The following is a 13843-nucleotide window of genomic DNA, read 5'->3' on the forward strand; positions in this document are numbered from 1 at the left end:
GATTTGGGGAATTTTGTGAGCGGAAGAATGCATCGGCGCGGAAAATTAGTACTGCTTTTTGCACTTTTGGCGGGGCTGTCAGCCTGTGAACAGAAGCGCGTCGAGCAACCGCCGGCGGAACAGAAGGCGGAATCCCGGATATTCAACGAGAAGGCGGCGGAAGCGCTGACCCTGGAGATCTGGCAGGCGGGCGAGGCCCAGCTGGCGGATACGCGCGGCGCAGTTGAGGCGCTGGAGCGCGCAGTCGCGACCCTGCTCGAGCAACCCAGCGAGGACCATCTCGAGGCCGCCAAACTGGCCTGGCTGCAGGCGCACCGGGAGTTCGCCGCGACCATGCCCTACATCGAACTGGCGTTCGCACCGGTGGAACTCCGCGGCCAGGGGCGGCAGTTGCTGCTCGCCCTGGACAGCTGGCCGGTACAGCCCGGCTACCTGGACACTGTGCCGGGATACTCCGACAGCGGCATCGTCAACGACACCGCGATAGAACTCACCCTGGTCAACCTGCGCAAACAGCACCGCCTGACGGCGCACGAGGAGGCGAGTACCGGCTTTCACGCGCTGGAGATCATGCTGTGGGGACCCACCAGCGAGCGCTCTGCGGAGCAGTTTCAGCAGGTCACAGAAGGGGAGAAGCCCGAAGCCCTGGCGGCCAACCGCCGGCGCGAGCTGACCCGACTGATCGGTCGCGGTATTGCGGAGGACGTAGAGGGATTGGCCCGGCGCTGGCCCACGAGTGCCAATGACCTGTCGCGCCACTATCTCGCCCTGAGCCCCGCGTCCCGCCTGCAGCAGATCCGCGCCGCGCACACGCGGGTGCTGGATGAAGAGTTGCTGCGCCGCCTGCCGGAGAGTTCCGAAAGCGATGTGGAAAGCGGTCGCGCGGCTGATTCCAAGCTGGCGCTGCTGGAAATACTCGATACCCTGCAGTCGAATTGGGTGCCGGGTGAGGGGCACGGGCTCGCCGAGCTGCTGCTGGACCGCCACCAGGTCGCAGCCCTGACCCAGACGTTCTCGGAAGTCGAAGAACTGTTGCTGAAGATGGAGGATCCGGTCGAGCTGGCGGAACTGGGACAGTTGGCACAGGCCCGGGAACTGCTGGAGCAGATGGCCGGGCTGATGGCCGGGACGGCACAGGTGCCGGTGGCGGCAGAGGATATGACGCCGGTGGCGCTGCCGCTGGACGGGGAGTGATTGCCGGCAGCGATCGGTTACTGAATCGTTTGCCATAAACGACAAACCCCGGCCGAGGCCGGGGTTTGTGTTTTCAGCTGCCGCTGATGCGGTGGCTGCGGTTGTTACCAGCGGCGAACCGGGCCGGTATCAACGTGGACGAAGTTGCTCTTCGGATAGTAACCCACACCACCTGCGCGCAGATCCAGGGCTGCCTGGCGCAGCTTGGACAGCGGGACGCCCGGCATGCGGATGTCCAGTGCCATACCGCGCGTGTGGTAACTGCGCTTGGCGACACCGCGGCCAGCTGCGCGCAGCTTGGCGTTGGTCTTCGGTGAACGATAACCGGAGATAATCTCGACCTCGCCGTTATAGTTCAGTTTTTCCTTCAGCTTGTAGACGATGTCAAACAGCTTCGGGTCCATACGCGTTGATTCGTTGGCGCGGTGGTCACGCAGCAGTCGGTTGAACTGCTTCAGGCCAGCGCTGTCATAATCACTGCCTGACCAGTAGGCGGTATTCAGCCTTTCCCCGGTGTGCAGGTTACGCATCTTCAAAGTACGGCCATTGCCTACTTTTGCAAAAGTCGGTCCGGCGGCGACAGTAGCAGCTGCTGCGCCAGTCACAGCCAGGAATCGACGTCTGTTAATACCCTGTTTCATACCCTATCTCCGCCTCGTCATTTGTGTCTCGTTGCTGCCCTGGAGCCGTTTGGCGTCACTGGGCACGGGAAGAAATGTACAAAAAATAACCACCTGTTACAAACCTATCTCTGGTAATTCGCAATTAATCCAATAGATCCACTGGTACTTTGTTTCTCCGTGTACTACGCAAAGGACCGAGTTGCGGGGATCTGTGGGAAAAGCCGGGCTAAAAATGGCGACAGCGTTGTCATTACGGGGGCGATACTAAAAAAAAATTTTTCCGTGACTGCCTGGTTCTAAATTGGGGGAGAAGGCCGGTTTTGGGCCTCGGAAGCGGGATGACCGGGGTTGGCAGGGCGCAGGATGGGCATCTGGGGCCTTGATGCGGTGGTGACTCAGCTAGTCGGCCGCTTCCTGCTCGGTGTCGCGGTGGTAGATATCGCGGCGGAAGTGGGGGCGCCCATGGTTGTCCATCCAGGCGGTGATATAGGTAATAAAGAGGCGGGGCGGGCGATCGACCTTGATGTTGAGTGTTTCATCCCCGGTGGTTGCCTGCGCGACGCGGGTTCTGTCCCAGCCCTGCGGGCGCAGCAGGGCATAGGCCAGCTCTTCAGGTTGCTCCAGGCGGATACAGCCGTGGCTGAAGGCGCGCTCCTGCAGATCGAACAGGCTCTGCGCCTGGGTGTCGTGCAGATAGATCGCCTGGCGATTCGGCATCACGAATTTCACCCGGCCCAGGGTGTTACCCGGCCCGCTGACCTGGCGCAGGGTGGCATCACCGCCGGCCGCACGGATCAGGCCGTCGGCGGAGATGGGGACAGTATTGCTGCTGCCGTAGTTGACGACGCGATAGCCGCGCTTGTGCATGGCCTCGGGATTGTTGCGGGCCTTCGGCAACATTTCTGTCAGCAGGATGCTGCGCGGCACTGTCCAGGTGGGATTGAACACGACATTGGTAACCCGGGTGCGGAGTGTCGGTGTGCGGCTGCTGGTTTTCCCGACTACCGTTTTCATCCTCAGTGTCACCGTGCCCTTCTCGACCAGCTGCAAATGGTATTCCGGGACATTGACAAACAGGTAGCGCCCTTCCTTGGGCAGTGACAGTTTCTTCCAGCGCTTGGCATTCAGCTCCAGCTGGCGCGCGCGCTCAGTGGGCGGCACTGCCAGTTCCGCCAGCGTATCGGCTGCGACCGTGCCGCTCGGCTGCAGCCCGTGGCGCCGCTGGTAGCGTTCCACCGCCCGCTGCAGCGCGCTGTCGAAACGCTGTGGATCGGCGGCGGCGACGGTCACCGGGCCGGGCAACCCGGTGTAGTCACCGTAGAGTTTCAGCAGCCTGCGCAGCTGCACCACCCGCTCGTCCCTGTCGCCGGCCTGCAGTGGCTCGGCGCCGGTCATCGGCTGCCAGTCTTTGGCCAGCTCTCGGTAGCGCTCGGCCGCACTGGCTAATTGCGCACTGGTAGCGGCGGGGTCGAGAGCCGGCACCGCTTGCGGCGCACGCGCTGAGCCGACCAGCGGCGGCATAGCCGCTAGTGCCAGGGCCAGCAGTACTGCCAGCCAGCGGCCGGCTTTGGCACCGGTGCTGTATCTGGCATTGCGGCGTGCCATGACTCACTCCGTTTCCCGGCTGTCGTTTTGTGTTGTGGCATCTGCTGCCGCTTCGGGGTCGTCGCGGCCGTAGATGTCCGGGCGGAACTGCAACAGTCCTTCGTCGTCGACCCAGGCGGTCCAGTAGGCGATATAAACCGGGATCGGGTTTTCCAGTTCGATACCCTGGGTGCGGCTGCTGAGCATGGCGCGCTCGATCCGCGCTTCGCTCCAGTTGTTTTGCTCCGCCAACATCATGCGGGCGAACTCCAGCGGTTTTTCCAGGCGGATACAGCCGTGGCTGAAAGCGCGCTGGCCGCGCTTGAAGAGGTGCTTGCTGTTGGTGTCGTGCAGGAAGATGGCCTCGCGGTTGGGGATGACGAACTTGACCCGCCCCAGCGCATTGCCGGGGCCGCCTTTCTGTTGCAGCGTCACTTTGCCGCGCCGCACGCCGGCGACGTTGCGCCGGGTAAACGGCACCGCCCTGCCGCTGTGATTGACGAGTCGGTAACCGTCGGCGGTGAGGTGGGCACTGCCTTTCGGCAGCAGTTCGCGCAGGGCGATGTTGGGCGGTACCCGCCAGATCGGATTGAACACTACGCGGGTCATGCGGGTGGTGAGTTGCGGTGTCTCGTGTTTGGGCTTGCCTACCACGACTCGCATTTGAAACTGTTCCTGCTCATGATCGATCAGGCGCAGGCTGTAATCCGGGATGTTCACGATTATGTAGCGCGGCCCCAGGTCCTTCGGCAGCTGTTGCCAGCGCTCGAGGTTGGCGGCCAGGGTCTGAGCGCGTTCTGCCGGGTTGGTGTTCAGGCGCGCCCGGGTGCGCTCGTCGACCAGTGCGTCTTCCTTCAGGCCGTGGCGGCGCTGGAAACGGCGCACGGCCTCCTGCAGCTGTTCGTCGTATTCGTCAGCGTCTCGGTTTGCCGCGGCGTGGTCGTCCAGGCGGTAGTCGCCGTACTGCATCAACAGGCCGCGCAACTGCGCTACGCGGGGATCGCGCATGCCCGGCGCCAGCGTCTGGCCCGGGCCGAGAGGTCGCCAGTTATCGTCCTCGGCCAGGGCGCTGTAGCGCGCGAGTTCCTCTCGCATCAATGCGTATTGGCGGCCATAAGGCGTGAATGCGTCAGCGCTGCCGACTTCGCTCGCGGCAGCGGCCAACTGCGATTCGGCGCTGGCCGGCGGCAGTTCGACAGCGAGAGACAGCGCGAGGGCCAGGGCCAGTGCACTGCAGTGGTGGGAAGCGTGGCGGCCGCAAGGACAGTCGCGCAGTAATTGGAGTTGGTTGCCAACACCCATAAGTCACCCCTGTGAGCCGGAATTCATCAGCCAGGCTGATTGCCCTGCTCACATTGGTAACTTGTGACCGGTTGGCCCCTAATACTTTTGGGGAATGCGCCGCATTGCCGTGCGGGAGAAAATGGAATATGCCGCGGAATATGGGGGGTGACCCAGGGATCACCCCCGCTGTCGTCAGAACTGATTGGCCTCGAGCCCGTCCTTGCCGTAGATATCCGGGCGGAAATTGAGTTGGCCGTCGCCATCCACCCAGGCGGTCCAGTAAGTGACGTAAACCTTGACCCTTTTGGTCAGGTCCACCTCGGTGGTCTCATCGCCAGTGGTCAGCTGGTCGATGCGCCACTGGTCCCAGTTGCCCTCGGGGCGCAGCAGGGCTTCGGCCAGGTGGCGCGGTTTCTCCAGGCGAATGCAGCCGTGGCTGTAATCGCGGTCGGTCAGCGCAAACAATTTGCGCGCGCGGGTGTCGTGCAGGTAGACATCGTGCTTGTTCGGGATCTCGAACTTTACCCGGCCGAGAATATTGTCCTCACCGCCCAGCTGGCGCATCAGGTAGGAGCCGGCGCCTGCCGCGGACAGGTTCTTGGCCGTAAGTGGCAGGTGTTCGCCGCTGCCGCTGACCACCCGGTAGCCTATGTTTTCCATGCCGGCGGGATTGGCCCGGGCCTTGGGCAATATCTCGTTGACCAGGATGCTGCGCGGTACCGTCCAGGTCGGGTTGAACACGACTTTGCTGACGCGGGTGGTGATCTCCGGGGTGGCGTGTTTTTTCTTGCCCACCACCACGTTCATCGACAGCTTGACCCAGTCGCCCTCCACGTAATGCAGCTTGTACTCGGGCACATTGACCTGGATAAAGCGGTCGCCGAGATCTGCCGGCAGTGACTCGCGGCGGCGCATGTTGATTTCGACGATCTGGGCACGCGCTGCCGGCGACAGGTTCAGGCGCTTGCGGGTTTCGCGGCCGACAATGCCGTCTGGCTTGAGGCCGTGGCGTTTCTGGAAGCGCAGTACGGCTTCGTTCAGGCCGCGGTCGAATGTATTGCGGTCCGCGGCGCTATAACCACCGTACCCGTAGTAACTGCGGTAGTCGCCGTACAGCGCAAGCATGTCGCGCAGCAGGCCCACATGGGGGTGGCGTGCGCCAATGGTCATCGCGGGTCCGGGCGGCAGTGGGCGCCAGCGCCCGCTGGCGGAAAGGTTCCGCAACCGCGACAGTTCACTGCGCATTGCATAGAGATCGCCGCCGTAGGGCGAGTTTTCCTCGATATACGGGCCTTCGCTATTCTCCGACAGGGCGCCAGCAGTCGCTGGATTGCCCTGGTTGTAGTAGATACGGCCGTAATTGCTGCCGCTGTAAGTGCGGTTGTTGTAACCGCCGCTGTTGTAGCTGCGGCTGTTGTAGTTGCGGTTGCCCCACGTCGAATAGTGGCGCGAGCGGTAGGCGTCGTTTTCGCGCGTGTAATAGCGGCTGTTGGTGTTTGCGCTGTCACTGGAGCGGTTGTAGCCGCGAAAGTATTTGCTGCCACTGGATGTCTGCTGGCGGGTCGATGTCAGTCCGACCAGCTGGAAGCCGCCTTCGCTGTGGTAAACGGGGGTGATGTCCCGGGGCGGGCGACTCTTCGGGCTGATCTTGTCGAGCCGGGTGTCCTGGGCGTAGGACACGAAGGCATCGGTCAGCAACACGTCGAGTACGGCGGCCATCTGCAGCCGCTGGGGCGTATCGCGCAGGGTGCGGTCGAAATATCCGAGGTGGTAGCGGTAGTCCACCATGCTGCTCGGATTGCCGGAGCTGGCCGCCGTAAGTTGCTTCAGCAGGTCATTGGCGGTGTCGCTGAGGCTGTAGTTGTCAAACCACAGCAGGCGGTAGTCAGTGCGCTGGTAGATGCGGCGCACCGCGGCGGGATTAAAGATCGGATCCTGCGCCGGCCAGGCGTCAGGGTTCTCCTCCAGCCACCGCACCAGGTGCGGGCGCACGGCATTTTCCGGCAATACCGGCACCGTTTTCTGGTTGGCGGCAAAGGCGTAATAAAGGGCAAATACACACAGGCTGCCGAGAGTCAGCAGCGGTAGTAGTGATTTGCGTTTGCGGCGCTCTGGGTTGAAATACGACATGGTACCTCAGCGATACTGCAGGGGCCCGGTGTTGTCTTGATGAAATGCCGGGCGCCAGATCGTTCATACCTTCCCAACCTGCGGCGAGCCGGTCCTGTTGTTCGTCGATGTTTACCGACGACTCGCCTTTGTCATGCGTCCCGCGCGACCTTCCTTTTATATAGACTGGTGTCGGTGTCCCGCTTGCGCGTATATCAACCAAATCCAGCCTGTGAAAATAAGTATGGCAATAAATGCGGAATTTGCTTGGCGTTTCTTTCCTCACACATTACGTTCTGAGGAAAATTGCTGACTGCAAAGTCTGGCAATTCGGGCCGGGCGCTGCCATCCCACAGCGGGCTGGCGGCCGGAATTCGGTCGGTCGGGGATCGCTCAGTCGAGGATATTCAGTCGAGGATATTCAGTCGAGGATATAGTGGCGCAGGGGTTCGACCGCCGCGCCGGCAATATAGCTTCTCTCCCACAGCTGGCTGACGCCGCGGTGATCGATCGCGATCAGCGTGCTCGCGCGGGTGCCGTAGCCGCCGGTGTCGCCGCCCGCGGGCGGCACCGGAAAGTCAGCAGTTTCTATCTGTACAAACAGCGGCGACAGCGCCAGCTCCAGCGCTTCGCCGACTCCGGTATCTGGCAGCTGCGCCGGCGGGGCTGTGTTCCTGTCCTGCAGCAGTTGCAGCGCCGGCCGCACGAAATTGTCCTCGGTGACCCGGCCGTCAATACCGGCGACTAGCCGTGCCAGGCCCGCCTTGCCTTTCTCTACTTTCGGCCAGGGGGCGTCCGGTGCGCCGTTGGAGATGCCGTGTATACCATCGATGAAGGCGAAGGGGGTGTGGCGGTTGCCGGCGCAGATCAGCTCGATTTCGGCGCCGTGCTGGAACAGCAGCGCATTGAAGCCGCGGTAGCGGGACCCGGACAGCGCTTCGGCGAATGGCTGTGGATCCGTGCTCCCGAGGAGGAAATTGCGCGGAATGTCGCCCCGCGAAAGCGGCGCGGGCGGCGCCGGCCGGCCCGGCTCGCGGATATTGGTCACCGCCGCCACCCGGCCGCGGGCCATGCCGGCCCAGGTGCCGCCGGCCTCGAGGTCGCGTCCGGCAATCAGTTTGCCGTCCGCCCAGGGGCCGGCCGGAGTGCTGGGTCTGCCGTAGAACTCGTCGCGGTTGGCCAGCAGTAACAGCGGGTATTGCGGGTGGCAGCGGTAGGCAAATAGCAACAGACACATAGTATTTTCACGGTGAGCCGGTCGGAGGCGCCCCTTTCGCTGCGGGGCGCTTTGCGACCATAATACGCGCTTCGCCAATAATCTCGATTCACCCATGCTGACTTATCCCGAAATCGACCCGGTAGCCGTGGCTATTGGCCCGCTGAAAGTGCACTGGTACGGACTCATGTACCTGGTCGGCTTTATCGCCGCCTGGTGGCTGGCGCTGCGCCGCAGCACCAAACCCTGGTCGCCGGTAATCAAATCCGAAGTCGAAGACCTGATCCTCTACTGTGCCATCGGCGTCGTGGTCGGCGGGCGGCTCGGTTACATGTTTTTCTACAACCTGCCTGAGCTGCTGGATCATCCGCTGTCGCTGTTGCGGGTGTGGGAAGGCGGCATGAGCTTTCACGGCGGCCTGGTCGGCGTGATGCTGGCCACCACCCTCTACGCGCGCAAGATCGGCACCACCTTCCCGGCGCTGATCGACTTCGTTGCGCCGCTCGTACCCATCGGACTGGGACTCGGCCGAATCGGTAATTTTATCGGCCAGGAACTTTGGGGACGCCCCACCGATGTGCCCTGGGGCATGGTGTTCCCGCGTGATCCCGAGCTGCTGGTGCGTCACCCGTCGCAGCTGTACCAGGCCTTTCTCGAGGGGTTGGTGCTGTTCGCGGTGCTGTGGTGGTTCTCGAGCAAGCCGCGTCCGCGCCTGGCCGTCGGCGGTCTGTTTGTCACCCTCTACGGCGTCTTCCGTTTCCTGGTCGAGTTCGTGCGCGAGCCGGATGGTCATATCGGGTATGACCTGTTCGGCTGGATGACCCGTGGCCAGTTGTTGAGTCTGCCGATGATCGTGGCCGGTATCGTGTTGCTGGTGTGGAGTTACCGCACCCAGCCACTGCCCGAGGGGCGCGCAGGCAAGGGCGGAAATAAAGCGGGGCGCACCCAGGTAAAAGACGGAGCACAGTAATAGATGAAGCAGTATCTCGATCTGATGCGCCACGTGCGCGACAACGGCACCCACAAGAGCGATCGCACCGGTACCGGGACGCTGAGCGTATTCGGCTACCAGATGCGCTTCGACCTGGCCGCAGGGTTCCCGCTGATCACCACCAAGAAGTGCCACCTGCGCTCGATTATCCACGAGCTGCTGTGGTTTCTGCGCGGCGACACCAATATCGCCTATCTGCAGGAAAACGGCGTGCGCATCTGGGACGAGTGGGCCGCGGAGGATGGCGACCTTGGGCCCGTTTATGGTCACCAGTGGCGTTCCTGGCCGGCGCCGGACGGTCGCCGTATTGACCAGATAGAGCAGCTGCTGGAGCAGCTGAAAAACCGCCCGGATTCCCGCCGCCTGTTGGTCAGTGCCTGGAACCCCGCCGATCTGCCGGATGAAGGTGTATCGCCGGCAGATAATGCGCGCGCCGGGCGCATGGCGCTGGCGCCCTGCCACGCGCTGTTCCAGTTTTACGTGGCGGACGGCAAGTTGTCCTGTCAGCTGTACCAGCGCAGCGCGGATATCTTCCTCGGCGTACCGTTCAATATCGCCTCCTACAGCCTGTTGACTCTGATGCTGGCCCAGGTCTGTGGTCTCAAGCCGGGTGAATTTATTCATACCTTCGGCGACGCCCACCTCTACTCGAATCACCTCGAGCAGGTGGAGGAGCAGCTCGGTCGCCAGCCACTGCCGCTGCCGCAGATGCACCTCAACCCGGATGTATCCGACCTGTTCGCATTCCGCTTCGAGGACTTCGAGCTGCGTGGCTACGAGGCGCATCCGCATATTCCGGCGCCTGTGGCGGTATAGGCAGTCACCGATGAAAGAGATACCTATCGCCCTGATCGCCGCTGTCGCGCGCAACGGCGCCATCGGACGCGACAACGAGCTGCCCTGGCGCCTGTCCGGCGATCTGCAGTTCTTCAAGCGCACCACCCTCGGCAAGCCGGTGGTGATGGGGCGCAAGACTTTTGAGTCCATCGGCCGGCCGTTGCCGGGTCGCGTCAATATTGTGATCACTCGCAACCCCGACTGGTGTGCAGATGGCGTAGAGTGCGTCCCCTCGCTCGAGTTGGCGCTGCAGCGGGCGCAGCAGTGCGCTGCCGAGGCGGCAGCCGCCGAAGTCATGGTGATTGGCGGGGCGCAGATTTACCGGCAGGCTCTGCCTTTGGCCGGGCGTCTCTATGTGACCGAGGTGGATGCCGAGATTGCGGGGGATGCGTTTTTTCCGGAGCTGGATGACTGTTGGGGTGAGACCAGTCGCAACTGTTACCCGGCGTCGGACAGGGATGAATATAGCTACTGCTTAGTTCAGTACGACAGGTTGAAATAAAAACAGATTGATTGATTAGTGATCGATCTGTTAAGTTTCGACGCTGCATAAACAGGGAACGTCGCCGCAATTGTGTGCATGTGACCCGGGATTGTTACCCGTTTGTTACCTTGCTACCCATGCGGGTCGATACTGTCAATCGGCATTTGAATAATCAAATCGGCTGTTTACAATGTGCGGCTCTTAGCTGTCTTCACACCACTGTTTTTAAGACAAAAGGACACCGCGTTGTGGCAGCTAACTCATCGCGACCATGTTGTGAAATATTGAACCCACTGGGGGGTCTAATGAAAACCAAGCGATTCATGGCTGTGGCGCTGACCACTGCGCTGTCTGCCGGCGCGCTCTACGGCAGCGTAGCCACTGCGGATACTCTCGATAACGTACTTGCCGTAGAGCAGCAGAAAACCACTGCCGCCCAGGCTTCGCAAAAGCGTATCGACAAGATTGCCGAAGAAACCAGCAGCCTGCTGCAGGATTTCAAGGTCGTAAACAAGGAGATCGATGGTCTGCGTGTTTACAACCGTCAGCTGGAAAAGCAGCTGGCCAACCAGCTCGCCGTTATGAAAGAGCTGGACGAGTCCATCGAAAACGTCACCGTGATCGAACGTCAGATCCAGCCGCTGATCCTGCGCATGCTGGAAGGCCTGGAGCAGTTCGTTCAGCTGGACGCGCCCTTCAAGATCGAAGAGCGTGTGGCCAACCTCGAGAACGTTAGGAACAATATGGACCGCTCCGATATCACCGTGGCGGAGAAATTCCGTCAGGTTCTGGAGCTGTACAACTTCGAAGCGGAATACGCCCGCAAGATCGACAGCTATAGCGATAGCCTGAACGTGAACGGTCAGGAGCGCGAAGTAAACGTGCTGCAGATCGGTCGTATTGCTCTGCTGGCGCAAACCACTGACTCCAAGATCTCCCTGGCTTATGACAAGGATCAGAAGGCTTGGGTTGAGATCGATGCCGGCGAATACCGCCGCGCCCTCATGAACGGCCTGAAGATCGCCAAGAAACAGGCCACTATCGATATCATGACCATGCCGATTCCGGCTCCGGAGGCAGCGCAATGAAAACCTCTATCGCCAAACGCGTATTAGTAGCAGCTGCGGCTGGCCTGATCAGTTTCTCCGCCGTTGCCCAGGACAAGGCTACTTCTCTGGATCAGCTGCTGAAGATGGTTCAGCAGTCCAAGATCGCCGAGTCCAAGGAGCATCAGCAGCGCGAAGCTGACTTCCGTCGCCAGAAGGCCAACCAGCAATCCCTGCTGACTCAGGCGCAGAACACCCGCGCTTCTGAAGAAGCTCGCTCCGAGCGCCTGGAACAGAAGTACCAGGAGCAGGAAGTACTGGTGCAGCAGAAGCGCCAGCAGCTGGACGAGCGTCTGGGCTCTCTGAAAGAACTGTTTGGTCACCTGACCTCTACCGCTGGCGACCTGCGCGCTAACCTGGACAGCTCCATCGTGTCTGCGCAGTACCCCGGCCGCACTGAGTTCGTCGACACTCTGATCGACAAAATGAACTCCGCCACCAAGCTGCCGACCATCGAGGAAATCGAGCGTCTGTGGTACGAGCTGCAGCGTGAGACCGTTGAGTCCGGCAAGGTGGTCAAGTTCACCGGTACCGTGATCAAGCCGGATGGCGAGCAGGTTGAACAGGAAGTTGTCCGCGTAGGTAACTTCAACCTGGTTTCCGACGGCAAGTACCTGGAAATGAGCGACGCTCACAAAATGGCCGAGCTGATCCGTCAGCCCGACGGCAAGTACCTGAGCATGGCTGCAGACCTGCAGGCGGCTACTTCCGGCTTCAACCCGTTCGGTGTTGACCCGACTGGCCCGACCGGTGGTTCCTTCCTGAAGGCCATGATCAACAGCCCGAGCATTGTTGAGCGCTGGCACCAGGGTGGTCCGGTTGGTTACATCATCACTGCGGTGGGCGTCTTCGCCATGCTGCTGGCTGTATGGCGTCTGATCGTGCTGTCCGGCCTGAGTGCCAAGGTTAACGCCCAGCTGCGTTCCTCTACGCCGAACACCAACAACCCGCTGGGTCGCGTTCTGGCTGTTGCCGAAGAGAACAAAGGTATCGACGGCGAGACTCTGGAACTGAAGATGGAAGAGGCGGTACTGAAAGAGCGCCCGGCCATCGAGTCCGGCCTGAACCTGCTGAAGATCATCGCCATGGTTGCCCCGCTGCTGGGTCTGCTGGGTACCGTTACCGGTATGATCATCACCTTCCAGGCGATCACCATCTTCGGTGCCGGCGATCCGAAAGCAATGGCTGGCGGTATTTCCTCCGCACTGGTAACCACCGTTCTGGGTCTGTGTGTCGCTATCCCGACTGTACTGATGCACACCATCGTGAACGGCCGCGCCAAGCGTATCCTGCACATCCTGGACGAGCAGAGTGCTGGTATCGTGGCGGAAAACGCCGAGCGTAAATAAGAGGAGGCGGCAACATGCACGCATTAAATGACGCATGGGCCGCCGTCAACGCCTTTATGGCGTCGGGCGGGCCAGTACTGTTCCTGATCGCCGGCCTGACCTTCTTTATGTGGACGCTGATTTTTGAACGTGTCTTCTACTTTAATAAAGGGTTGAAGAGCGACGTTCAGGGTGCGGTGGACCAGTGGGAAGAGCGCCCCGAGCGCAAATCCTGGAGTGCTCACCGCATCCGTGAGGCGCTGATCTCCCGGGTATCCGAGAAGATTCAGGACAATATGGACATGATTCAGGCCTGTGTGGCCCTGGCACCCCTGTTCGGGCTGCTGGGTACGGTCTGGGGCATGATCAACGTGTTCGAAGTTCTCGCGGTTACCGGTGGTGGTGATGCCAAGCAGATGGCCAGTGGTGTATCCATGGCAACCATTCCTACCATGGCAGGTATGGTTGCGGCCCTCTCCGGGGTATTTGCCAACACCTACCTCACCCGTAAATCAGAGCGCGAAACCCAGCTGCTGGAAGACCATCTGACGATGGATCACTAAGGCACCACATAAGGCGAATAGGCGAGCTTATTTGCTGTGAAGGTTTAGCCAAGCCAGATATTTTCGCCGGGGGGCTCCTCGAGGGCTCCTCGCCGGAAACGTTCGCTAAGAGAGTTGCTATGAGCAAAAGACAAAATACGGCAGAAGAAGAAGCAGGAGCGATCGACCTCACGCCCATGCTGGACGTGGTGTTCATCATGCTGATCTTCTTTATCGTCACCGCGACCTTTATCAAGGAGCCGGGTGCCGATGTCATCAAGCCGGAAGCGACGACCGCTGAACTCAAGGCCGCCTCTATTTTGGTAGCGATCAACGACAACAACGAGATCTGGATTGCCAAGGAAAAAGTGGATGAGCGTCAGGTGAAACTCACCTTGGAGCGCCTCTACGCAGAAAACCCGAAAGGGTGGTTGGTAATTCAGCCCGATAAAAAAGCGAGTATCGAGAAGATCGCCCTGATTGCGGAAGCTGCCAGAAAGATCGGCATCGAGAAAGTTTCGGTCGCGACAGAAAAGAGTTAACAG

General features: G+C 61.0%; 13 protein-coding genes. 8 read left to right on the forward strand and 5 right to left on the reverse strand.

All coding sequences use genetic code 11. From position 1 onward, the window contains the following. Nucleotides 1-15 precede the first annotated feature (15 nt). A complete protein-coding gene (locus BUC36_RS13920; protein WP_234994999.1) occupies nt 16-1194 on the forward strand; it encodes an imelysin family protein in 1179 nt (392 codons plus the stop codon). A 104-nt stretch (nt 1195-1298) separates the two neighbouring features. Here BUC36_RS13920 and BUC36_RS13925 read toward each other — a convergent pair whose 3' ends face one another. The 5 genes from BUC36_RS13925 to BUC36_RS13945 form a co-directional block, all read right to left on the reverse strand. Next, nucleotides 1299-1835, reverse strand: coding sequence for a peptidoglycan L,D-endopeptidase MepK (locus tag BUC36_RS13925; RefSeq protein WP_073276231.1), 537 nt, complete (start codon nt 1833-1835; stop codon nt 1299-1301). Between the two features lie 381 nt (nt 1836-2216). Further along, the gene (locus tag BUC36_RS13930) at nt 2217-3422 is read right to left on the reverse strand and encodes a L,D-transpeptidase family protein (RefSeq protein ID WP_073276233.1); all 1206 of its coding nucleotides are present in this window, start codon (nt 3420-3422) and stop codon (nt 2217-2219) included. 3 nt (nt 3423-3425) lie between these two features. Next, the gene (locus BUC36_RS13935; protein WP_073276235.1) at nt 3426-4703 is read right to left on the reverse strand and encodes a L,D-transpeptidase family protein; all 1278 of its coding nucleotides are present in this window, start codon (nt 4701-4703) and stop codon (nt 3426-3428) included. A 174-nt stretch (nt 4704-4877) separates the two neighbouring features. Next, nucleotides 4878-6815, reverse strand: a complete 1938-nt coding sequence (locus BUC36_RS13940; protein ID WP_073276237.1) for a L,D-transpeptidase family protein — start codon at nt 6813-6815, stop codon at nt 4878-4880. A gap of 400 nt (nt 6816-7215) precedes the next feature. Further along, on the reverse strand, nt 7216-8031 hold the full coding sequence (locus tag BUC36_RS13945; protein WP_073276239.1) for an NRDE family protein: 816 nt from the start codon (nt 8029-8031) through the stop codon (nt 7216-7218). 94 nt (nt 8032-8125) lie between these two features. Here BUC36_RS13945 and lgt point away from each other — a divergent pair, with 94 nt between their 5' ends. The 7 genes from lgt to BUC36_RS13980 all read left to right on the forward strand — a co-directional run bounded on the left by lgt (nt 8126) and on the right by BUC36_RS13980 (nt 13840). After that, the gene (lgt, locus tag BUC36_RS13950) at nt 8126-8980 is read left to right on the forward strand and encodes a prolipoprotein diacylglyceryl transferase (protein WP_073276241.1); all 855 of its coding nucleotides are present in this window, start codon (nt 8126-8128) and stop codon (nt 8978-8980) included. Nucleotides 8981-8983: 3 nt separating this feature from the next. Beyond that, entirely contained in the window at nt 8984-9817 is an 834-nt protein-coding gene (locus tag BUC36_RS13955; RefSeq protein ID WP_073276243.1) for a thymidylate synthase, read from the forward strand. Between the two features lie 10 nt (nt 9818-9827). Then, nucleotides 9828-10340 (forward strand): dihydrofolate reductase, encoded by a 513-nt coding sequence (locus BUC36_RS13960; RefSeq protein ID WP_073276245.1) that lies wholly within the window; start codon nt 9828-9830, stop codon nt 10338-10340. A gap of 287 nt (nt 10341-10627) precedes the next feature. Then, nucleotides 10628-11410 (forward strand): DUF3450 domain-containing protein, encoded by a 783-nt coding sequence (locus tag BUC36_RS13965; RefSeq protein WP_073276247.1) that lies wholly within the window; start codon nt 10628-10630, stop codon nt 11408-11410. Next, nucleotides 11407-12777, forward strand: coding sequence for a MotA/TolQ/ExbB proton channel family protein (locus BUC36_RS13970; protein ID WP_073276249.1), 1371 nt, complete (start codon nt 11407-11409; stop codon nt 12775-12777). Before BUC36_RS13965 ends, BUC36_RS13970 begins: the two co-directional genes overlap by 4 nt. Nucleotides 12778-12791: 14 nt before the next feature. After that, nucleotides 12792-13319, forward strand: coding sequence for a MotA/TolQ/ExbB proton channel family protein (locus BUC36_RS13975; protein ID WP_073276251.1), 528 nt, complete (start codon nt 12792-12794; stop codon nt 13317-13319). A gap of 119 nt (nt 13320-13438) precedes the next feature. Then, a complete protein-coding gene (locus BUC36_RS13980; RefSeq protein WP_073276253.1) occupies nt 13439-13840 on the forward strand; it encodes an ExbD/TolR family protein in 402 nt (133 codons plus the stop codon). Nucleotides 13841-13843: the final 3 nt, after the last annotated feature.

Origin of the sequence: Microbulbifer donghaiensis (assembly GCF_900129095.1) — a bacterium.
Classification (GTDB): Bacteria; Pseudomonadota; Gammaproteobacteria; order Pseudomonadales; family Cellvibrionaceae; genus Microbulbifer; species Microbulbifer donghaiensis.